The 21,414-nt window shown below is 63.6% G+C and carries 13 protein-coding genes and 3 pseudogenes; 12 read left to right on the top strand and 4 right to left on the bottom strand.

Annotated features, from left to right (window positions below; all coding sequences use genetic code 11):
- Positions 1-89: 89 nt before the first annotated feature.
- Positions 90-2,567, top strand: a complete 2,478-nt coding sequence (locus BM317_RS13695; RefSeq protein ID WP_092474604.1) for a TonB-dependent siderophore receptor — start codon at positions 90-92, stop codon at positions 2,565-2,567.
- A gap of 43 nt (positions 2,568-2,610) precedes the next feature.
- On the opposite strand, the gene BM317_RS13690 is transcribed toward BM317_RS13695, so the two are convergent.
- Together BM317_RS13690 and BM317_RS13685 are read right to left on the bottom strand one after the other, a co-directional pair.
- On the bottom strand, positions 2,611-4,233 hold the full coding sequence (locus BM317_RS13690) for an MFS transporter (RefSeq protein ID WP_092474602.1): 1,623 nt from the start codon (positions 4,231-4,233) through the stop codon (positions 2,611-2,613).
- A 207-nt stretch (positions 4,234-4,440) separates the two neighbouring features.
- Positions 4,441-6,084 carry a GMC family oxidoreductase gene (locus tag BM317_RS13685; protein ID WP_092474600.1) on the bottom strand — a complete coding sequence of 548 codons (1,644 nt, stop codon included), beginning with the start codon at positions 6,082-6,084 and terminating at the stop codon, positions 4,441-4,443.
- A 130-nt stretch (positions 6,085-6,214) separates the two neighbouring features.
- Here BM317_RS13685 and BM317_RS13680 point away from each other — a divergent pair, with 130 nt between their 5' ends.
- The 3 genes and pseudogenes from BM317_RS13680 to BM317_RS13670 all read left to right on the top strand — a co-directional run.
- A complete protein-coding gene (locus BM317_RS13680; protein ID WP_092474598.1) occupies positions 6,215-7,099 on the top strand; it encodes a LysR family transcriptional regulator in 885 nt (294 codons plus the stop codon).
- Between the two features lie 281 nt (positions 7,100-7,380).
- On the top strand, positions 7,381-7,752 hold the full coding sequence (locus tag BM317_RS13675) for a c-type cytochrome (RefSeq protein ID WP_092474596.1): 372 nt from the start codon (positions 7,381-7,383) through the stop codon (positions 7,750-7,752).
- A gap of 115 nt (positions 7,753-7,867) precedes the next feature.
- Positions 7,868-8,469: pseudogene (locus tag BM317_RS13670) on the top strand (FAD-binding protein); the annotation flags it as partial.
- Positions 8,470-8,472: 3 nt separating this feature from the next.
- On the opposite strand, the pseudogene BM317_RS13665 reads toward BM317_RS13670, so the two are convergent.
- Positions 8,473-8,838: pseudogene (locus tag BM317_RS13665) on the bottom strand (hypothetical protein); the annotation flags it as partial.
- 130 nt (positions 8,839-8,968) lie between these two features.
- On the opposite strand from BM317_RS13665, the pseudogene BM317_RS13660 reads away from it, so the two are divergent.
- The 8 genes and pseudogenes from BM317_RS13660 to BM317_RS13625 all read left to right on the top strand — a co-directional run.
- A pseudogene (locus tag BM317_RS13660) lies at positions 8,969-9,175 on the top strand (helix-turn-helix domain-containing protein); the annotation flags it as partial.
- Positions 9,176-9,264: 89 nt separating this feature from the next.
- Complete coding sequence (locus BM317_RS13655; RefSeq protein WP_092474594.1) at positions 9,265-10,236, top strand: Gfo/Idh/MocA family protein; 972 nt, start codon at positions 9,265-9,267, stop codon at positions 10,234-10,236.
- Positions 10,237-10,406: 170 nt separating this feature from the next.
- Entirely contained in the window at positions 10,407-11,024 is a 618-nt protein-coding gene (gene lexA / locus BM317_RS13650) for a transcriptional repressor LexA (protein WP_092474592.1), read from the top strand.
- Entirely contained in the window at positions 11,024-11,656 is a 633-nt protein-coding gene (gene imuA, locus BM317_RS13645) for a translesion DNA synthesis-associated protein ImuA (RefSeq protein ID WP_092474590.1), read from the top strand. Before lexA ends, imuA begins: the two co-directional genes overlap by 1 nt.
- A 7-nt stretch (positions 11,657-11,663) precedes the next feature.
- Positions 11,664-13,085 carry a Y-family DNA polymerase gene (locus BM317_RS13640; RefSeq protein ID WP_092474588.1) on the top strand — a complete coding sequence of 474 codons (1,422 nt, stop codon included), beginning with the start codon at positions 11,664-11,666 and terminating at the stop codon, positions 13,083-13,085.
- Positions 13,061-16,159 carry an error-prone DNA polymerase gene (locus BM317_RS13635; protein WP_218190547.1) on the top strand — a complete coding sequence of 1,033 codons (3,099 nt, stop codon included), beginning with the start codon at positions 13,061-13,063 and terminating at the stop codon, positions 16,157-16,159. The genes BM317_RS13640 and BM317_RS13635 overlap by 25 nt, the downstream gene beginning before the upstream one ends.
- Positions 16,160-16,460: 301 nt before the next feature.
- Positions 16,461-18,572: a hybrid sensor histidine kinase/response regulator gene (locus BM317_RS13630; protein WP_092167056.1), complete on the top strand. Its 2,112-nt coding sequence runs from the start codon at positions 16,461-16,463 to the stop codon at positions 18,570-18,572.
- Positions 18,573-18,668: 96 nt separating this feature from the next.
- On the top strand, positions 18,669-18,950 hold the full coding sequence (locus BM317_RS13625; protein WP_170866258.1) for a hypothetical protein: 282 nt from the start codon (positions 18,669-18,671) through the stop codon (positions 18,948-18,950).
- 322 nt (positions 18,951-19,272) lie between these two features.
- Here the strand turns inward: BM317_RS13625 and BM317_RS13620 are convergent, their stop codons facing one another.
- Entirely contained in the window at positions 19,273-21,309 is a 2,037-nt protein-coding gene (locus BM317_RS13620; RefSeq protein ID WP_092474582.1) for an NADH:flavin oxidoreductase, read from the bottom strand.
- Positions 21,310-21,414 lie beyond the last annotated feature (105 nt).

The raw sequence follows: 21,414 nt of genomic DNA, 5'->3' as shown, positions 1-21,414 counted from the left end.
AATAAAAAAAATCAGCCCCTGCACTTTTCGTCCCCATCGTTCGGCTCTTCCTCAGTGAGTTTTTATCGACCGTTTTGGGGAGGGGAAATATGACGTGGGTGAGCGCGCCAGGGCGCCTGGTGTTTGCAGTGAAAATCGGCTTGCTGGCGGTCACGACCGCTGGCGCCACGGCCGTGAACGCCAGCCCGGTTCCAGCGGCTGCGGCGCAGCAGCGCGCAGTGCAGGCCTACGATATCGGCGCCGGTCGCCTGGTGGATGTGCTGACCCGTTTCTCCAGCGCCGCCGGCGTCGCCATTTCGTTTGAGGCCCGGCAACTCGGGGACTTGCAATCCCCCGGCCTGAAGGGGACTTTCGGCGTGGGCGATGGCTTTGCCCGCATTCTTGGCGGCAGTGGCCTGCAAGCCGCCCTCCAGGCCAACGGCACGTACGTGCTGCGCCCCGCGCCGGTCAGCGGTTCGGCATTGGAATTGGACGCCACCACCATCGAGGCACAGCGGCTCGGGGCGACCACCGAGGACAGTCACTCCTACACGACGGGGGCGGTCACCATTGGCAAGGGTGAGCACTCCCTGCGCGAAACGCCGCAATCGGTGACGGTGATCACCCGCAAGATGCTCGATGACCAGAACCTCAATACCATCGATCAAGTCATGGAAAAGACCCCTGGCATTACCGTCTACGACTCGACCATGGGCGGCAAGTATTTCTATTCCCGCGGGTTCCGCATGTCTGGCCAGTATCAATACGACGGCGTTCCGCTGGACATGGGCAACAGTTATGTCCAGGCCGACAGTTTCAGCAGCGACATGGCCTATTACGACCGTGTCGAAGTGCTGCGCGGTGCCGCCGGGATGATGAAGGGGGCGGGCGGCACGTCCGGCGGCGTCAACTTCGTTCGTAAGCGCGGCCAGGCCACGACGCAGACCGAGCTCAGCCTGTCCGGGGGAACCTGGGACAATTACCGTGGGCAGGTCGATACCGGTGGTCCGTTGAATGACGCCGGCACCGTGCGGGGCAGGGCGGTGATCGCCGAGCAGAGCCGGCACTATTTCTACGATGATGCCCGGCGCAAGGACCAGATCTACTACGGCGCCCTGGACTTCGACCTGTCGCCCGACACGACGCTCGGCCTGGGCGTTGCCTATGAGGACGTCGATGCAAGTCCCTGCTGGGGCGGGCTTCCGCGCTACCGGGACGGCAGCGATCTGAAACTCAGCCGTTCCACTTGCCTGGACCCCTCGTGGAACACCTGGCGCAGCCAGCGGACCACGGTGTTCGGCGATCTCAAGCATCAGCTCAACGACGACTGGGCCGTGAAAGTCGCCAGTGTCTATACGAAAAATACCCAGGACATCAAATACGCGTTTGCATCGGGCTCGGTGGCGCCAGGCACCTCGACCACCAACATGCTGGGCAGCATGTATGACTATGACCAGGTTGATTACGGCCTCGACGCCTACCTGGACGGCAAGTTCGACGCCCTGGGGCAGCAACATGAGTTGATCGTCGGTTTCAACGCCAGTCGTTCGGACAAGGACGACTTCTTCTCCGTTGCATTGCTGCCACAGAAGCAGAACGTATTCGATCCGGATCGCCATATCCCCGAACCGGACGACAGTTACTTCATCGAAAACTCGACGCGGGGAGGTCCGGTCAAGACCGTGACCGAGCAGCAAGGCATGTATTCGACCCTGCGGCTGAAACTGGCAGACCCCTTGACGTTTGTCGTCGGTAGCCGGGTGAGTTGGTACAACTCCAAGACCGATTCGGTGTTCCTCACGGGCGGTACGGAGCACGCCAAGAGCACGGAGACGGGGCAAGTCACGCCGTTTGCCGCCGTGTTGCTGGACCTCAATGAGCACCTGACGGCCTACGCCAGCTATTCGGATATCTTCACACCCCAAGGCAACTACCGCTCCGAAAGCGGCTCGGCACTCAAGCCCCTGATGGGCGAGAGTTATGAGCTGGGGATCAAGGGCGAGTGGTTCGAGGGACGCCTGAACAGCGCCTTCAACCTGTTCCGCACGCTGCAGAAAGACCAGGCCCAGACTGACTACAACTCCAGTTGCGCGTCCTCGGACGGCTACTGCTACGAGAACGCTGGCAAGGTGCGCGCCCAGGGTTTCGAAGCCGAAATCAGCGGTGAAGTCATCGAGCGCCTGCAACTGCTGGCCGGCTACACCTACACCCAGACCAAGACCCTCGACGACATTGACACCAGCCTCAACGGCGGCTCGTTCAACAGCTACGTGCCGCGCCATGTGCTGCGCCTGTGGAGCGATTATGCCCTCGGCGGGGCGCTCGAACGGTTCAGTGTCGGTGCCGGGGTCAATGCCCAAAGCGACAATTTCCGCGTATCGCCGGCGACGGGCGAGAAGATCACCCAGGCCGGTTATGCCGTGTGGAACGGTCGCGTTGGCTACCGCATCGATGACACCTGGTCGGTGGCCCTCAATGGCAACAACCTGTTCGACAAGCGCTACTACACCACCATCGGCACCGAGAGCTTCGGTAACTACTACGGTGAGCCGCGCAACTTCACGATGACCTTGAAGGGGCGTTTCTGAACCGGTGGCGAGGGCGCCAATGCCCTCGCCACGGTTTTTGCCCTCAGTTGGTATCCAGGTCCACGTTGCGGGTTTCCCGCAGGCAGATCATGCCCACCACCAGGCTCACCCCGGTGATCACCACCGGGTACCACAGCCCGTAGAAAATATCCCCGGTGTAGACCACCAGGGCAAACGACACGGTGGGCAGGAAACCGCCGAACCAGCCGTTGCCGATGTGGTAGGGCAGGGACATGGAGGTGTAGCGGATCCGGGTCGGGAACAGTTCGACCATCAACGCCGCCAGCGGTCCGTAGCACATCGCCGAGATGATGATCAGCGCAACGATCAAGGCCACGATCATCGGCCGGTTGATCTGCTGGGCGTCGGCCTGCTGCGGGTAGCCAGCCAGGGTCACCGCACCGCGCAGGGCGGCTTCGTCATAGCCTTCGAGCTTCACGTCACCGACGCTGACCTGCACCGTGCTCCCGGCCGGGGCTGCGACGCTGCTGTAGGGCAGGCCTTGCTTGACCAGGAAGGTCTTGACCTTGTCGCACGGGCTGTCGAAACGCGCCTTGCCCACCGGGTCGAACTGGAAGGTACAGGTGGCCGGGTCGGCGACTACGGTGATCGGTGCCTGGCGGCTGGCCTGGTCGATGGCCGGGTTGGCGTAGTGGGCCAGGGTCTTGAAGATCGGAAAGTACAGGGCAGTCGCCAGCAGCAGGCCGATCATCAACACTGGTTTGCGCCCGACCTTGTCCGACAGCCAGCCAAAGAAGATGAAGAACGGTGCGCCGATTACCACGCTGACAATCAGCAGGCTGTTGGCCAGGGCCGGGTCCATCTTCAGGAACTGGGTGAGGAAAAACAGCACGTAGAACTGCGCGGCGTAGAAGGTCACCGCTTGCCCGGCATTGATGCTGAACAGGGCGATCAGCACCACCTTAAGGTTTTCCCATTTGCCGAAGGATTCGCGGATCGGTGCCTTGCAGCACTTGCCTTCTTCTTTCATTTTCAGGAAGGCCGGCGACTCGTGCAGGCTCAGGCGAATCCAGGTGGAGATGCCCAGCAGCAGGATCGACAGCAGGAACGGAATGCGCCAGCCCCAGACTTCGAACTGATCGCCGGTGAAGTAGCGGCAGCCCAGCACCACCAGCAGCGAGAGCAGCAGCCCCAACGTGGCGGTGGACTGAATCCAACTGGTATGGAAACCGCGCTTGCCCATCGGCGCATGCTCGGCGACATAGGTCGCCGCGCCGCCGTACTCACCGCCCAGGGCCAGGCCCTGGAGCATGCGCAACACCACCAGGATGATCGGCGCGGCGATGCCGATGCTGGCGTAGTTGGGCAGCAGGCCGACGCAGAACGTCGCCAGGCCCATGAGGATGATGGTGGCCAGGAACGTGTACTTGCGCCCGATCATGTCCCCCAACCGACCGAACACCAGTGCCCCGAACGGCCGCACGATGAAACCGGCGGCGAAGGCCATCAGGGCGAAGATGAACGCGGTGGTGTCGTTGACCCCGGCGAAGAACTGCTTGCTGATCACCGCCGCCAGGGCGCCATAGAGGAAAAAGTCGTACCACTCGAACACCGTCCCCAGGGACGAGGCGAAGATGACTTTCTGGGTTTCCTGGCTGGTGCCGGCGCTGCGCGTGGCTTCCAGGGGCTGAACATGCTCGGACATAGCGGTATCCCTCACAGTGATTGTTTTTGTTGTTCCACTGCGACGCCGGGTGGCGTCTCCTGATTTGACACACTTTCCTTGAATCGACACATTTGTTCACTGTGGGAGCGGGCTTGCTCGCGAAGGCGATGTGTCAGTCGCCATAATCGTTGACTGTCTGATCGCATTCGCGAGCAAGCCCGCTCCCACAGGAGACTGAGTTGTTCTTCAGACCGTAGCAGGTGCTTTTTCGATGTCGGTGCTCCTCGTCGCGGGGTTGAGCATCATCTGCGCCGCCTTCTCGGCAATCATCAGCGTCGGCGAGCAGGTGTTGCCCGAGGTGATGCGCGGCATGATCGAGGCATCGGCGATGCGCAGGCCCTTGATGCCGTGGACGCGCAGTTGCGCATCCACCACCGCGTCGCGATCCTGGCCCATGCGGCACGTGCCGACCGGGTGGAAAATCGTCGTGCCGATCCGGGCGGCGGCCTGGTGCAGTTGCTCTTCGGTTTGCAGGCTGGGGCCCGGCAGGTATTCCACCGGTTTGAACGCGCTCAGGGCCGGGGCCGCGACGATGCGGCGGGTCAGGCGGATGGCGTCGGCGGCGACCCGCAAGTCCTCGGGGTGGCTCAGGTAGTTGGGCTGGATCAGCGGCGCTTCGTGCGGGTCGGCCGAACGAATGTCCACCCGGCCACGGCTTTGCGGGCGCAGGTCGCAGACCGACGCGGTGAACGCCGGGAAGCTGTGCAGCGGTTCGCCGAAGCGTTCCAGGGACAGCGGCTGCACGTGGTATTCGAGGTTGGCCGAGGTCTGTTCCGGGCCCGAGCGGGCGAACGCGCCGAGTTGGCTCGGGGCCATGGACAGCGGGCCGCTGCGGTCGTACAGGTAGCGCAGGCCCATGCCCATCTTGCCCCACAGGGTGCCGGCGATCTGGTTCAGGGTGCGGGCGTTTTCCAACTGGTAGATCAGTCGCAGTTGCAGGTGGTCCTGCAAGTTGCCGCCGACACCGGGCAGTTCATGGGTCACGCCGATGCCCAGGCGTTGCAGCAGGCTGCGCGGGCCGATCCCGGAGCGTTGCAGGATCCCCGGCGACCCCACGGCCCCGGCGCACAGGACGATTTCCTTGCGGGCCTTGAAGGTCATGCCCTTGCCTTGCCAGCGCGCGCTGACGGCGTGGGCGCGGTCGTCACGCAGCAACACGCGGTCGACTTCGACATCGGTCAACACCGTGAGGTTGGCGCGCTGGCGAACCGGCTTGAGAAACGCCTTGGCCGCGTTCCAGCGCACCCCGGCTTTCTGGTTGACCTGGAAGTAGCCACAGCCTTCATTGTCACCGCTGTTGAAATCGTCGACGTTGGGGATGCCGCTCTGCTCGGCGGCACTGCGGAAGGCATCGAGAATCGGCCATGACAGGCGCTGGCGTTCGACCCGCCATTCGCCGCCGGCGCCGTGAAATTCGGACGCGCCGGCAAAGTGGTTTTCGCTCTGGCGGAACAGCGGCAGCACGTCTTCCCAGGCCCAGCCGGGATTGCCCTCGGCGGCCCAGCCATCGTAGTCCGTGGCCTGGCCGCGCATGTAGATCATGCCGTTGATAGAGGAGCAACCGCCCAGGACCTTGCCGCGCGGGTAGCTCAGGGCCCGCCCTTGCAGGCCCGGTTGTGCTTCGGTCTTGAAGCACCAGTCGGTGCGTGGGTTGCCGATGCAGAACAGGTAGCCGACCGGGATGTGAATCCACGGATAGTTGTCGCGCCCGCCGGCTTCGAGCAGCAGCACCCGGTGTTGCGGGTTGGCCGAAAGCCGATTGGCCAGCAAGCACCCGGCAGGGCCGGCGCCCACGATCACGTAATCGTATTCATCGACGACAGGTTGCATTCGCGACCTCATTCTTGTTGTTGTGGGATCCATCCTAGTTGTTAGTTTTCGTCAAAAGAATGTTAGTTTTTGCGCAGTGGCTGTGCGTTTATAAACAGTCATGCCTTCAGGCGTGTTCAAGGATCGCTTCATGTTCGACTGGAATGACCTGCGCTATTTTCTGGAACTGCAACGCAGCGGGCGTTTGTTGACGGCTGCACGGCGCCTGAACACCACCCACGCCACGGTGGCCCGGCATATCGAGGCCATCGAGAAAAGCCTGGGCACAGCATTGTTCGTCCAGCATGCCCAGGGCTATGAACTGACCCCGGCCGGCGAGACGTTGCTCAAGCACGCCGAAGCCATGGAAAACGTGGCGTTGCTGGCCCAGGAGGACATCACCCAGTCCAGTGCGCCCCTGGGCAAGATCCGCCTGGGGGTGACCGAAGGGCTGGGCATCATGTTTCTCGCCAGTCGCATGGACGGGTTGTTCCAGCGCTATCCGGGGTTGGAGGTGGAACTGGTGGCGGTGCCGCGCTTTGTCAGCATCCTCAACCGTGAGGCGGAAATCAGCATCCACCTCGAACGTCCGGCGGCCGACCTGCTGGTCACCCGCAAACTCACCGACTACAGCCTGGCGCTATACGCCAGCCAGGCCTACCTGGACCGCTCGCCGACGTTGCGCAGTCGCGAGGACCTGGCTCGCCACGCCTGGATCGGTTATGTCGATGACCTTTTGTTCAGCCAGGAACTGATGTTCCTCAACAGCTTTTGCCGCAACCCCCGGGTGGTGTTCCACAGCACCAGCGTCATCGCCCAGCAACAGGCCGCGCGCTCGGGCCTGGGGATCGCCGTGTTGCCGTGCTACATGGCCAGCGGTGACCCGACGCTGGTGCCGTTGCTGCCAGACGAAACCATTCGCCGCAGCTATTGGATCAGCACCCGCCGCGAACTGCACAAGTCCGTACGCCTGCGGGTGTTGTGGGATTACGTGGTGCAGTTGTGCGAGCGCGAGCAGGCCCTGCTGTTGCCCTGACCACGCAGTACCCCTGTGGCGAGGGGATTTCTCCCCGCAGGGCTGCGCAGCAGTCCCAAAACGTTTACCTGAAATACCGAGGCGACACATTAGGGCCGCTACGCGCCCCAGCGGGGATAAATCCCCTCGCCACAGAGTCATCGACTCTCCAGTGCTGGCCGCCCAAGCCCCCTTTTATGGCCCCCAATGACCTCAAGCCGACGCGGTGGCGTGCCTTAGTGTGGGAGCTGCCAGACCCATAACAAGAAAGGCGCAACCCTTACGCCGCCAAGAGGGGCCTTATGTCGGCAATCACGCCTTCCTTCCTGCTTCGAACCGCTGCCGTCGTCTCGTTCGGCGCGTTGCTTGCCGCGTGTGGCGATGAGGCCAAGCCGCCCGCGGCCACGGTATTCATGGCCATGCCCAGCGATGCGGCCCTGGCCCAGGTCTACGACAGCAGCTGCAAGCTCTGCCACGCCAACCCCGGTGCCAGGGCACCGCTGACCGGCGATACGAACGCCTGGGCCCCGCGGGTCGCCCAGGGTGCCGACACCCTGCTGGACCACGCGATCAACGGCTACAACGGCATGCCGCCGATGGGCCTGTGCATGCACTGTTCCGAAGAGCAGTTCCTGGCCTTGATCGCCTTCATGTCCGGTCAATACTTCCAATAATGAATACGGGGATTACGGCATGACGATGGACTACTCACGGCGTCGGTTGCTGCAACAGGCCGGCGTTGTCGCCGCCTTCACGGCGCTGGGCAGCCAGGGCGCCCTGGCCGAGCTGATGCGTGCGCCGCGGTTGATCCCGTGGCGCAACTGGTCCGGTGCGCAGAGTTGCCTGCCGGCGGCGCGCCTGGCCCCCAAGGACCTTGATGAACTGGTGCAGGTGGTGCGCCGTGCCGAAGGGCGGGTTCGTCCGGTGGGTTCCGGTCATTCCTTCAGCGCCCTGGTGCCCACCGATGGCACCTTGTTGTCGCTGATTTTTTTTTCAGTGGCCTGCTGGATCACGACGAGGCCAGCCTGCAAGCCGCGTTCGGCGGCGGCACGCCCATGTCGCGCATGGGCCCGGCGCTCAAGGCCATCGGCCAGGCACTGCCGAACATGGCCGATGTGGATTACCAGACCCTGGCCGGTGCCATCGCCACCTCGACCCACGGCACCGGCAAGGCCTTTGGCTCCTACGCGTCCCAGGTCGTCGGCCTGCAACTGGTCACGGCCAGCGATGAGGTCCTCGATTGCGATGCCCAGCATCATGCCGAAGTATTCAAGGCCGGCCGGGTGTCCCTTGGCGCGCTGGGGCTGGTGACCCGCGTGCGCCTATAGAACCGCGCCGCTTATCGCTTGCGCGAGCACCAGTGGGTGGCGAAAACCGAGGAGTTGCTCGAGGCTGAACACCGAAACTTCCTGCTTGATCCAAGGCTGGGCGATGTAGATCCCCGCGCGCCCACCGGCCACCCGCAGCGGGCTCAGGTAGTCGATGCGCGGGACCACTGCCGTGGATTCGATTTCGACATCCGGCAGTTCGCCGCCCAAAGAACTGATGTTGAATTTCCGAGCCTTGTAATGGTTGTAGTAGAGGTTGAACGCGACCATGTGGTCCGGAAGGCTGTCGACCTCCAGTGGCAACACAAAAAAACCGTCGGTGCCCGGGCCGATGTTGTCCACCCCCGATTCGGTCGCCAGGGCGGGCAGGGCACCGCCGCAGGCCAGGCCGAGGGACAGTTGCAAGGCGAATGTCGTGCGGATCGGGTTCATGGGAGGGGCTCATTATTATTGTTGGAAACGCACCGGAGGTCCGAGTCATACAAATAAGCCGTTCGCTGCCGACAGGGCAGGGTATTGGCGGCCATTCAGGGGACTTGGGCGGCCAGATTTTCAGGTCCCTCTATCCGAACACAGCCTGACCTTCGAGACCTTGCTCGAACAAGTGCGCCGCGGCCGCACCCTGAACCTGCTGGCCAACCCCGAGCTGTCCATCGAGCGCATCACCGAAGAGGTCGGCTACAGCGATGTGCGCAGTTTCCGCCGGGCGTTCCGGCGCTGGACCGGCATGAGCCCGAGCGCGTTTCGCAATGAGGGGCAAACGTTGTAGCCACGACATTCAGGCTGGGTCTGATTAAACTCCTGCCTTTTTTGAGGGGCTCATTGCGCAGCCTGGGCCTTGATTCCATGAGTCAAACGATGAAAACAGTACGCTGGGGCATGATCGGGTGTGGCAGCGTGACAGAACGCAAGAGTGGGCCGGCCTTCTACAAGGCGCCCGGTTCAGCGCTGGTAGCGGTGATGGGGCGACGTTTGGAGGTCGTGTCCGATTATGCTGAACGCCACGACATCGCCAGGTTCTACACCGACGCGCAGGCACTGATCGATGATCCTGAAGTCGATGCGGTTTACATTGCGACGCCGCCCGACAGTCATTTCAGCTATAGCCTGCTGGTAGCTGCCGCTGGCAAACATTGCTGTGTCGAAAAACCCATGTCCCTCAATGTCGTGCAGAGCCGGGAAATGCAGCGCGTATTCAACAGCGCCGGGGTGCAGCTGTTTGTGTCGTACTACCGGCGCTCGCTGCCGCGTTTTCGCAAAGTGCGGCAATGGATCGAGCAGGGATGCATCGGTGACATCCGGCATTTGACCTGGACGCTGACTAAGCCCGCGTCATTGGCGGATATCAACGGCGCGACCAATTGGCGTACCGATCCGGCGATTGCAGGCGGAGGTTATTTCACGGACCTGGCCTGCCATGGCCTTGATCTGTTCCAGTTCCTGTTGGGGGACATCGTCGAAGTGGCAGGTTTCGCCGCTCACCAGAACGGCTTGTATCAGGCGGAAGACGCGGTCGTGGCCAATTGGCGTTTTGCCTGCGGGGCCACAGGCATGGGCTGTTGGAACTTCGTCGCTGATCGACGTGAGGACCGCGTGGAGGTGATTGGCAGCCAGGGGCGGATCAGCTTCTCGGTGTTCGATGAGGCGCCGCTGCAACTGTATACGGACACCTCCGTCAGCCTCGACATTCCTCATCATCCTGAGCATATCCAGTGGCACCATGTACTCGGCATGAATGCCCATATCCGGGGTGAGTCGAAGCATCCCGCCGTGGCCGAAGAGGCCTTGAAGACCGACTGGGTGATGGACCGCATTCTCCAACGCCGTTGAGGCGAGCCCGCGCGGGCATAACTCATGTCGAACGGTGTCCCTTCACCGGCGCGCTGTTCCTACGGTCGCTGCACAGCCGAGCGGGAGCAGGCTCCTCGCCACAATGATGGGTACAGGCAAACTGTGAACTGACTGGCGGCGCTTGTCAGAAAAATCCTTAAAGAGTACAAATGTACTCCATGACGACTCTCACTCCCCGCCGCACCGCCATCCTGACTTTCATCCGCGAACGCATCGCCGATCAGGGCCAGCCTCCCAGCCTCGCTGAAATCAGCGAGGCGTTCGGTTTCGCCTCCCGTAGCGTGGCGCGCAAGCATGTGCTGGCGTTGACCGAGGCCGGTTTCATCGAAGTCAATCCGCACCAGGCCCGGGGCATTCGGCTGTTGAACCAGCCGCCACGGCCTGAACTGCTGGATGTGCCGGTGCTGGGGCGGGTGGCGGCTGGCGTGCCGATCGGCGCCGATGCCGAGGTCCACACTCGCCTGATGCTGGACCCGGCGATTTTTACCAAGGCGCCGGATTACCTGCTGCGGGTCCAGGGCGATTCGATGATCGAGGACGGCATTCTCGACGGTGACCTGGTGGGTGTGCAGCGCACGCCGCAGGCCGCCAACGGCCAGATTGTCGTGGCGCGCCTGGACGGTGAAGTCACCATCAAGCGCTTCGAGCGCATCGGCGAGCGGGTGCGTTTGCTGCCGCGTAACCCGGCCTACCAGCCGATCATCGTCGAGGCCGACCAGGACCTGGCGATAGAAGGGGTGTTTTGTGGCTTGGTGAGGCAAGGTTGATGGGCGCTGTCGTTGCGCTGGACACGCTGTTCAACGGCGGCCAGGTCTGGAAGGGCCGGCCTGCGCCGCCGGCCGCCAGTGCGCAACCCACTGGCCATGCAGCGCTGGATGCGGCGTTGCCCAGTGGTGGCTGGCCAGAGGCGGCCTTGACGGAACTGCTCATCGCCGCGCCGGGCGTGGGCGAGTTGCAGTTGGTGTGGCCGACCCTGGCGCGGCTGTCGGCAGCGGGGGAGCGGATCGTGCTGGTGGCGCCGCCGTTCGTGCCTTATCCCCAGGCCTGGCAGAACGCCGGCATCGACCTGCGCCAGTTGTCGGTGATCCGTGCCGATGAACGCGATGCCCTGTGGGCCACCGAACAATGCCTGCGTTCGGGCAGTTGTGGCGCCGTGCTGTGTTGGCCCCGCCAGGCGGACGACCGGGCCTTGCGGCGCTTGCAAGTGGCGGCGGAAACCGGCCAGGCCCTGGCGTTCGCCTGGCGCTCGATCCAGGAAGCCATCAACCCGTCGCCGGCGGCGCTGCGCATTGCCATCGACACCCGGCCTGCGCAGTTGCGCGTGCTCAAGTGCCGGGGCGGGCTGGCCCGGTCGGCGCCGATTGCCTTTGCCACGCTCGCCCCACAAACCGGGCATTGAGGTTGCGATGCGCTGGGTCTGTATTCTCTTCCCGCAATTGGCGCTGGACGCCGCGCTGCGTCAGCGCCCCGATCCCGACCAGCCCCTGGCATTGCTGACCGGCCCGGCCCAGCGTCGAGTGCTGCAAGCGGTGAACGCGCCGGCCCGGGCCCTGGGCTTGCGGCCCGGCCAGACCATGACCGCCGCCCAGGCCTTGAGCAAAGGCTTTGCCACCGCGGAATACGACGCGGCGCAGATCGAACATTGGCAGCAGTTCCTGGCGGCCTGGGCCTACCGTTTCAGCGCCCAGGTCAGCGTGCATTATCCGCGTACGCTGCTGTTCGAGATCGAGTCGAGCCTGGGCCTGTTCGGACCCTGGCCGGTGTTCGAGACGCGCTTGCGAGCCGAGCTGACCGAGCTGGGCTTTCGTCATCGCATCGTCGCCGCTCCGAACCCAGTGGCGGCACGGGTGTTGGCCAATGCCTATGACGCCTTGGTGGTGCCCGATGCCGAGACCTTGCAACAGTACCTGGGACACATGCCCGTGGAGCGAATCGGCCTGGAACCCGACGTCGCCACGGCGCTGTCGCGCATGGGCCTGCGTCGCCTGAGCCAGGTCCAGGCCTTGCCCCGGCAGACCCTGGCACGGCGCTTCGAGGCCCAGGTGCTCAAGCACCTCGACGCGTTGACGGGCCATCGCACCCTGGCGCTGTCGTTCTACCTGCCACCGGACCGTTTCGATGTGCGCATCGAGCTCAACTATGACGTGCAATCCCATCAGGCGCTGTTGTTCCCGTTGCGCCGCCTGACCGGTGACCTGTCGGCCTTCCTCTGCGGACGCGACAGCGGCGTGCAGCGCTTCGACTTGCACCTGGAGCACGTCGGGTTGCCGGACACCGTGATCAAGGTCGGCCTGCTTAGTGCCGAACGGGCCCCGGCGATGCTCTTCGAACTGGCCCGCGGTCGCTTGGAACAGGTGCAGGTCGAGGCCCCGGTGCGGGGCTTTCGCTTGTGTGCCGAAGACCTGCCGAGTTTCGTGCCCCAGCGCCTGGAGCTGTTCGACGAACGCCCTCAACAATCATTGCCCTGGGAACAACTGCGCGAACGCTTGCGGGCCCGGCTGGGGGATGACGCCGTGCAGGGCCTGGGATTTCGCGACGACCATCGGCCTGAGTGCGCCTGGCAGATGACGTCCCAACCCCGATCCCAGGCTTGTCCGGTGCGCGACGGCGTGCAGCGTCCCGGCTGGCTGCTGGAGGAGCCCCAGGCATTGGCGCAAGATCAGGCGCACATCCTCATGGGCCCCGAGCGTATCGAGACCGGTTGGTGGGACGGTGCGGATGTGCGTCGCGACTATTACCTGATCGAAACCCGCAGCGGACAACGGGGCTGGGCCTATCGACCGGTGGGCGAGGGCGGGCCGCTGTGGCTGCAGGGCTGGTTCGCATGAACGTTGAGTATGCCGAGCTGCATTGCCTGTCGAACTTCAGCTTCCAGCGCGGCGCCTCCAGTGCCCTGGAGTTGTGTCGTCGCGCCAAGCAGCAGGGCTACCAGGCCCTGGCGATCACCGACGAATGCACCCTGGCCGGGATCGTCCGGGCCTGGCAGGCGGCCAGGGAGCTGGACCTGCAACTGATCGTCGGCAGCGAGATCCAGGTCGAGAACGGTCCGAAACTGGTGTTGCTGGTGGAAAACCTGGACGGTTATCAAACCTTGTGCCGGTTGATCACCCGCGCCCGACGTCGCAGCGAGAAGGGCCACTACCGCATCGTGCGAGAGGATTTCGACCAACCCTTGCCGGGGCTGCTGGCGTTGTGGATAGCCGAGGGCAAGGACGCCGAGGAACATGGGCGTTGGCTCCAGCCGATCTTTGCCGGGAGCCTGTGGCTGACGGTCCAGTTGCATTGCGCACAGGACGACCGCCGCCGGTTGGCAGACTCGTTGGCGCTGGCCGGGCGCCTGGCGCTTCCGGCCGTGGCCAGCGGCGATGTGCACATGCACGTGCGTGGCCGTCGCGCCTTGCAGGACACCATGACCGCCATCCGTCACCACGTCACGGTGGCCGAGGCCGGCCAGCGCTTGCACCCCAACGGCGAACGCCACCTGCGCAGCCGCAAGGATCTGGCCGATCTCTACCCGCAGGCCTTGCTCGATGAAACCCTGAACATCGCCCGACGCTGCACCTTCGACCTCGGCCAACTGCGCTATCAATACCCCCGCGAGCTGGTGCCCGAGGGGCATGATCCGGCGTCCTGGCTGCGGGAACTGACCGCGCGAGGCATGCGCGAGCGGTGGAAGGACGGCGTGACAGACAAGGTGCGGGTGCAGATCGACAAGGAGCTGAGCCTGATCGCCGAGTTGGGCTATGACAGCTATTTCCTCACCGTGCAGGACATCGTCAGCTTTGCCCGCAGCCGCCATATCCTTTGCCAGGGGCGCGGTTCGGCGGCCAACTCGGCGGTGTGCTACGCCTTGGGCATCACCGAAATCGACCCCAGCCTCACCAGCCTGTTGTTCGAACGCTTCCTGTCCCGGGAGCGCAACGAGCCGCCGGACATCGACGTCGACTTCGAACACGACCGTCGCGAGGAAGTGCTGCAGTACGTGTTCCAGCGCTACGGTCGTCATCGTGCGGCCTTGACGGCGGTGGTCAGCAGTTACCACGGCGCCGGAGCGGTACGCGATGTGGCCAAGGCCCTGGGCCTGCCGCCGGATCAGGTCAACGCCCTGGCCGATTGCTGTGGTCGCTGGAGCGACGAGGCGCCGCCGGTGGAGCGCTTGCGTGAGGGCGGCTTCGATCCGGACAGCCCGGTGTTGCGTCGGGTCCTGAGCCTGACCCGGCAATTGATCGGTTTTCCCCGACACTTATCCCAACACCCTGGCGGCTTCGTGATTTCCGAACAGCCCCTGGACACCCTGGTGCCGGTGGAAAACGCCGCCATGGCCGAGCGCACCATCATCCAGTGGGACAAGGACGACCTGGACGCGGTCGGGCTGCTCAAGGTGGACATCCTCGCCTTGGGCATGCTCAGCGCGATCCGGCGCTGTTTCGACTTGATCGAGCAGTACCGGGGGCAGCGTTATACCCTGGCATCGCTACCCCAGGGCGATCGGGCTACCTATGAAATGATCAGTCGCGCCGACACCATCGGTGTCTTCCAGATCGAGTCCCGGGCGCAGATGTCGATGTTGCCTCGGTTGAGACCCAAGACCTTCTACGACTTGGTCATCGAAGTGGCGATCGTGCGGCCCGGGCCGATCCAGGGTGGGATGGTGCATCCGTACCTGCGGCGCAGAAACAACGAAGAGGCGGTGACTTATCCCTCTGACGCGCTGGAACAAGTGCTCAACCGCACCCTGGGTGTGCCCTTGTTCCAGGAGCAGGTCATGCAGATCGCCATCGTCGCGGCCGATTACACCCCGGGAGAAGCCGACCAGTTGCGACGTTCCATGGCTGCCTGGAAACGTCACGGCGGGTTGGAGCCTCATCGAGAACGCCTGGCGCAGGGGATGAAGAAAAACGGCTACACCGCTGAATTCGCCGCGCAAATCTTCGAACAGATCAAAGGCTTCGGCAATTACGGTTTCCCCGAGTCCCACGCCGCCAGTTTCGCCTTGCTGACCTACGCCAGCAGTTGGCTCAAATGTCACGAACCGGCGGCATTCGCCTGTGCCCTGATCAACAGCTGGCCGATGGGCTTCTACAGCCCGGACCAGATCCTTCAGGATGCCCGCCGGCATCAGTTGTCGATCCACCCGGTGGACGTGCGCGCCAGCGATTGGGATTGCAGCCTCGAACCCATGGAAGGCCGGCAACCGGCGATCCGCCTGGGGCTGCGCCTGGTCAAGGGCTTTCGCGAAGAGGATGCCCTGCGTATCGAAGCGGCGCGCCGGCATCGGCCCTTCAGCGATGTAGCCGACCTGGGCGAGCGCGCGCAACTCGATGCCCGGGCCCAGGCGCAACTGGCCGACGCGGGGGCCTTGCAGGGCTTGGCCGGGGATCGCCATCGGGCCCGCTGGGAAGTGGCCGGCGTGCAGAGGCAACTGGGCTTGTTCGCCGGTTTGCCCAGCCAGGAAGAGCCGCCCGTGGCGCTGCCCGAACCCACGCTGGGGGAAAACCTGTTTGCCGATTACGCCACGCTGGGCACGACACTGGGCCCTCATCCGCTGGCCCTGCTGCGTCCCGAACTGCGCGCCCGACGCTGCCGCAGCTCCCGGGAATTGCAGGGCGTGGCGCATGGCCGCAATGTCAGCGTCGCCGGGCTGGTCACCGGTCGCCAGCGCCCGGGCACGGCCAGCGGCGTGACCTTCGTTACCCTGGAAGATGAGTTCGGCAACCTCAACGTGGTGGTCTGGCGTGACCTGGCCGAGCGCCAACGCAAGGTTTTGGTGAGCTCGCAATTGCTCAGGGTCGACGGCCGTTGGGAAAGCGTCGGCGAGGTCCGCCACCTGATTGCCGGGCGCTTGAGCGACCTGACTCAATTGCTGGCGGGTATCCAAGTGCAGAGCCGCGATTTCCGCTGAATTCGCAGGCTGGAGACACGATTTCTGCGGCATCGGAATTACGTGGCGAGGGGATTTATCCCCGCTGGGTTGCGCAGCAACCCCCTGCGTCCCGTCTGACACACCACGGTGGCTGATGAATCATGGGGGCTGCTTCGCACCCCAGCGGGGATAAATCCCCTCGCCACAGTGTTAATCGTCTCCCCGATCCGAACAGCGCCCTCGCATGAAACCAAACGCCAACCCGGCGCTCGAAGCTCTGATCGCAAGGGATTTGTGTCTGTCGATTCCCTGCAGGCATTTTTGAGGTTCAGAGTCGACCATGGAGTTTCTATCCCAGAATCACGGCTGCCCTGGGTGGGGCGGTGAGATGGCCGGGCGTATCCGGGCGTTCGATTGGAGCCGAACGGAGTTGGGCGCCATCGAGCACTGGTCCGCCAGCTTGCGCAGCGCTGTCCAATTGTTGCTGGCTTCGCCCCTGCCGATGGTGATGTTGTGGGGCCGCCAGGGCTTCATGATTTACAACGATGCCTATGCCGAGTTCGCCGGCGGCCGCCATCCCTACTTGCTGGGGTGCGCGGTGGAGTTGGGCTGGCCGGAGGTCGCTGAATTCAATCGCCATGTACTGGACGTCTGTCTGGCCGGCGGCACCCTGTCCTACCGCAGCAAAGAGCTGGTCCTGCTGCGCGATGGCAAGCCTGAAGACGTGTGGATGGACCTCTACTACAGCCCGGTGCCCGATGATGACCAGTGCCCGGGGGGCGTGCTGGCGATTGTGGTGGAAACCACAGAGCACGTATTGACCGAGCGCGCCCGGCAAGAGGCCGAACGCAGTTACCGCGCGGTCAATGAACGCATCCAACTGGCGCTCTCGGCCGGGCCTTTGCTGGGGTCGTTCGTCTGGGACATCCAGGCCGACACGCTGTCGGGCGATGAGCGTTTTGCCCGCACCTTCAACTATCCACCCGACTGTCCGCTGGACGCACTGCCCATCGAGATTGCCCGCCAGGGCATCCACCCGGACGACCTTGAAGAGGTCAACCAGCGGGTCGAACTGACCGTGCGCACAGGTACGCCTTACAGCGCTGAGTATCGGGTTCGCCGCCTGGGCGGTGACTACCGGTGGGTACTGGCCAGCGGTCGATGCGAGTTCGACGGGACGGGCCGGCCCCTGCGGTTTCCGGGAGTGCTGATTGATATCGACGAGCGCAAGACGGCCGAAGCTTCGCTGCTCAAATTCACCCGCGACCTGGAGCAGCGTGTCGCCAACGAGGTGCAGGCGCGGTTGGCAGCGGAAGAGCAGTTGCGCCAGTCGCAGAAACTCGAGGCCATTGGTGGCCTCACCGGTGGCGTGGCCCATGACTTCAACAACTTGCTGCAAGTGATCGCCGGCAATCTGCACTTGCTGGCCCGCCACGAACGGGACAACGCCAATGTGCAACGACGGGTCAGTGCCTCCATCGAGGCCGTGGAGCGGGGCGCCAAGTTGTCATCGCAGCTGCTGGCCTTTGCCCGGCGCCAGCCATTGTCACCGGCGGTCTATAACCCTCGGCGCATCTACGAGGGCATGGGTGAACTGCTGCAACGGGCCTTGGGTGAAACCATCCTGATTGAAGTGAGCCTGCCCCAGGAACCCTGGTGCATCCATGTCGATCGCAATCAGCTGGAAAATGCCCTGTTGAACCTGGCGATCAATGCACGTGATGCCATGCGGGGCGAGGGCACCATCCATCTGATCGGCGAGAACATCGTGCTCGATGACGCGTTCTGCGCCGGCAAGGGGATTGCGGCCGGCGACTATGTCCGGCTGTCGGTGATCGATTGCGGCGTCGGCATGCCACCCGAAGTCCTGAAGCAGGTGTTCGAACCGTTTTTCACCACCAAGACCGATGGCCAGGGCACCGGGCTTGGATTGAGCATGGTGTTCGGGTTCGTCAAGCAGAGTGGCGGCCATATCGAGATCTCCAGTGACCTGGGCGAAGGCACGCGGGTGCGGATGTATTTCCCTCGAAGCCTTGCGCCCGAAGCAGGGGAAGCCGAGCAACACGACACACTTCATTCCGGCCGGCAAGAGACGATCCTGGTGGTGGAGGACAACGCCCAGGTGCGCAGCGCGTCGGTGGAACTGCTGGAACAGTCCGGCTACAAGACCCTCACGGCCGCCAACGGCGATGAGGCGATGAAGCTGCTGCTGGATGGCACCCCGGTGGACCTGATCTTCACCGACGTGGTCATGCCCGGCCTGATCAAGAGCTCCGACCTGGCCGCCTGGGCCAAGGTGCAGACCCCGCCGGTCCCCGTGCTGTTCACCTCGGGGCATACCCGGGACATCATCTCCCGCAACCATCAATTGAGCCCCGATACGCATTTGTTGAGCAAACCCTACGGTCCGGACGCACTGGCCCGGATGGTGAGGAGCGTGCTGGGCGGTTGATCGCGGCGTCTTAAACAAATGGAACCGAAGCCGTCGCGTCACCTTCGAATGTTCAAGACCGGTCATCCATCCGGCCCTGTCATGAACGAGGTGCCCATGAACGACGATCCCGCAAACACTCAGCAACAAGGCCAGGGGCAGACGCCATTCCCGCGTAATGATCCGGCCATCGATCCTCAGGTCCCGGGCAAGCCTTCGAGTGCCGAACCCGTCAGTCCCGCCGGAGCGGACCAGGCTGACAGCGCCGCCACTGAGGTCGACCAGAAGCAGCATCATCAGGACAATGACAACACCTTCAGCCCCGGCTTCAAGCCTGACCCGGACCGGCCGAAATCCGGTGACGACACGGATGCTGACATCGACACCGATGGGGGCTAGACCAGGAAGGATGTACAACACCGCATCAGGGTGGTGAATGCAAAACTCATGAACATCCACAAACCCTGTGGGAGCGAGCTTGCTCGCGAAAGCGCTGGGTCAGCTTGAATCGATGCTGATTGTGCCGCCGTCATCGCGAGCAAGCTCGCTCCCGCAAGGGGCCTGCGCTGAATGCAAAACACATGAACACCCACAATCCCTGTGGAGCGAGCTTGCTCGCGCTTGAGCGCGAAGCGCTCACAAATGGGTCTGCTGCGCAGCCCAGCGGGAGCAAGCGCCCTCGCCACAGGTTACCGAACGCCTTGAGCGCAACGGCATGACCTCAAATGTCCTTGACCAGCCGCAGCGCATCGTAGATAGCCGCATGGGTATTACGCGCCGACACCGCGTCGCCAATTCGGAACAGCTGGAAACGGCCCTCCGGGTTGGTCACGATATTTTGGGTTTTCCCGGCGATCAGATTGTGCTGCTCCAATGCGCCGTTATTGCTCGAGTGCGGGCGTAGCTCGAAGTACAAATCGTCCAGGGGCAGGGTGCCGTGGTTGACCACCACCTGATCGACCACGCGCTGCTTGTGCACCTGACCATAATCGCTGCCGAAGTTGGCCACCAATTGACCGTCGCGCTTCTCCACGGAGTCGACCCGATAGGTGACCGTGAAGGTGACGTTCAGGTCTTGCAGGCTGCGCATGTAAGGCACCAGGTTCATCGCCATCACCTCCGGCGCAAACGACCGGTCCGGCGTGACGATCTCCAGTTTCGCACCGCTGCTGGCGATGACCTCGGCTGCTTGCAGCGCCGCGTGGTCGCCCGCGTCGTCGAAGATCAGCACGTTCTGGCCGGGCTTGACGTCGCCGGAAATGATGTCCCAGGTCGACACCACCAGTTCATTGCCGTGCTTGAGCACTTCGGTGTGGGGTAAACCGCCGGTGGCGACGATCACCACGTCCGGCGCCTGCGCCATGACGGTCTCGGCTTCGGCCCAGGTGTTGAATTGGAACTTCACCCCCAGCCGTTCGCATTGCGCCATGCGCCAATCGATGATGCTGATCATCTCCCGCCGCCGCTCGCTCTGGGCAGTCAAGCGGATCTGCCCACCGGGTTGATCCGCCACTTCGAACACTGTGACGTCGTGGCCGCGCTCGCCGGCCACCCGTGCCGCCTCCAGGCCGGCCGGGCCGGTGCCGATCACCACCACCTTGCGCTTGACCGACGCCTTGGGAATCTCGTGGGGCATGGTGGTTTCGCGGCCGGTGGCGGCGTTGTGGATGCAGTACGCGGCACCGCCCTGATAGATGCGGTCCAGGCAATAGTTGGCGCCGACGCAGGGGCGGATCTCTTCTTCACGCTTCTCGATGATCTTGCGCACGATGTGCGGGTCGGTCATGTGCGCCCGGGTCATGCCGATCATGTCCACCTTGCCGGAGGCGATGGCGTGACGCGCCGTGGCGACGTCCGGAATCTTGGCCGCATGGAACGTCGGGAAACCGGTGGCCGAGCGGATCTCGCCGGCAAAATCCAGGTGCGGCGAGTTGCGCATGCCCTGGATGGGGATCACGTCGGTGAGGCCGGCATCGGTGTCGATGTGCCCGCGAACGACGTTGAGGAAGTCCACCAGCCCACTGTCCTTGAGCATGTGGGAGATCTGCAGGCCATCGCTGGCACCGAAGCCGCCGGGCAGGTCTTCATCGCCGGTGTAGCGCACCCCGAGCAGGAAATCTTCGCCACAACGCTGGCGAATGCCGCGTAACACATCAAAAGTGAAGCGCATCCGGTTTTCCAGCGAACCACCGTAGGGCCCGTCGAGATCGTTGGTCAACGGCGACCAGAACTGATCCATGAGATGCCCGTAGGCCTGCAGTTCCAGGCCATCAAGACCGGCGGCCTTCATGCGTTCGGCGGCGTCCACGTAATCCTTGATGATCCGGTCGATGTCCCAGTCTTCCAGTTTTTTCGGGAAGGCCCGGTGGGACGCCTCGCGGCGATGGGACGGCGAGACGACCGGCAGCCAATCAGCCTTGTCCCAGCGTGTGCGCCGGCCCAGGTGGGTCAGTTGGATCATCACCGCAGCGCCGTGTTCGTGGCACTCGTCGGTGATGTCCTTCATCCATTTGACCACTTCGTCCTTGTACGCCAGCACGTTGTTGAACACCGGCGGGCTGTCGCGGGAAACGGCGGCGGAGCCCGCCGTCATGGTCAGCGCCACGCCGGCCTTGGCGCGCTCGACGTGATAGGCGCGGTACAAATCCTTCGGCATGCCGTCGACAGGATAAGCGGGCTCATGGGAGGTGGTCATGATCCGGTTTTTGAGGGTCAGGTGTTTGATCTTATAGGGCTGCAGCAGAGGATCGCTGGACATGGTGTTGCGCTCCGGGAACAGGACATCAGGCTTGGTTTGACATAACGGTATGTTGAATGTTCATGTGTGTCAACGAGTGGGACACAGGTGTACATTTTCCTTGCG

The organism is Pseudomonas sp. NFACC24-1 (assembly GCF_900115235.1).
Taxonomy (GTDB): Bacteria; Pseudomonadota; Gammaproteobacteria; order Pseudomonadales; family Pseudomonadaceae; genus Aquipseudomonas; species Aquipseudomonas fluorescens_AA.
The sequence above is the reverse complement of the archived record's forward strand: the minus strand, read 5'-3'. Positions and strand labels throughout refer to the sequence as shown.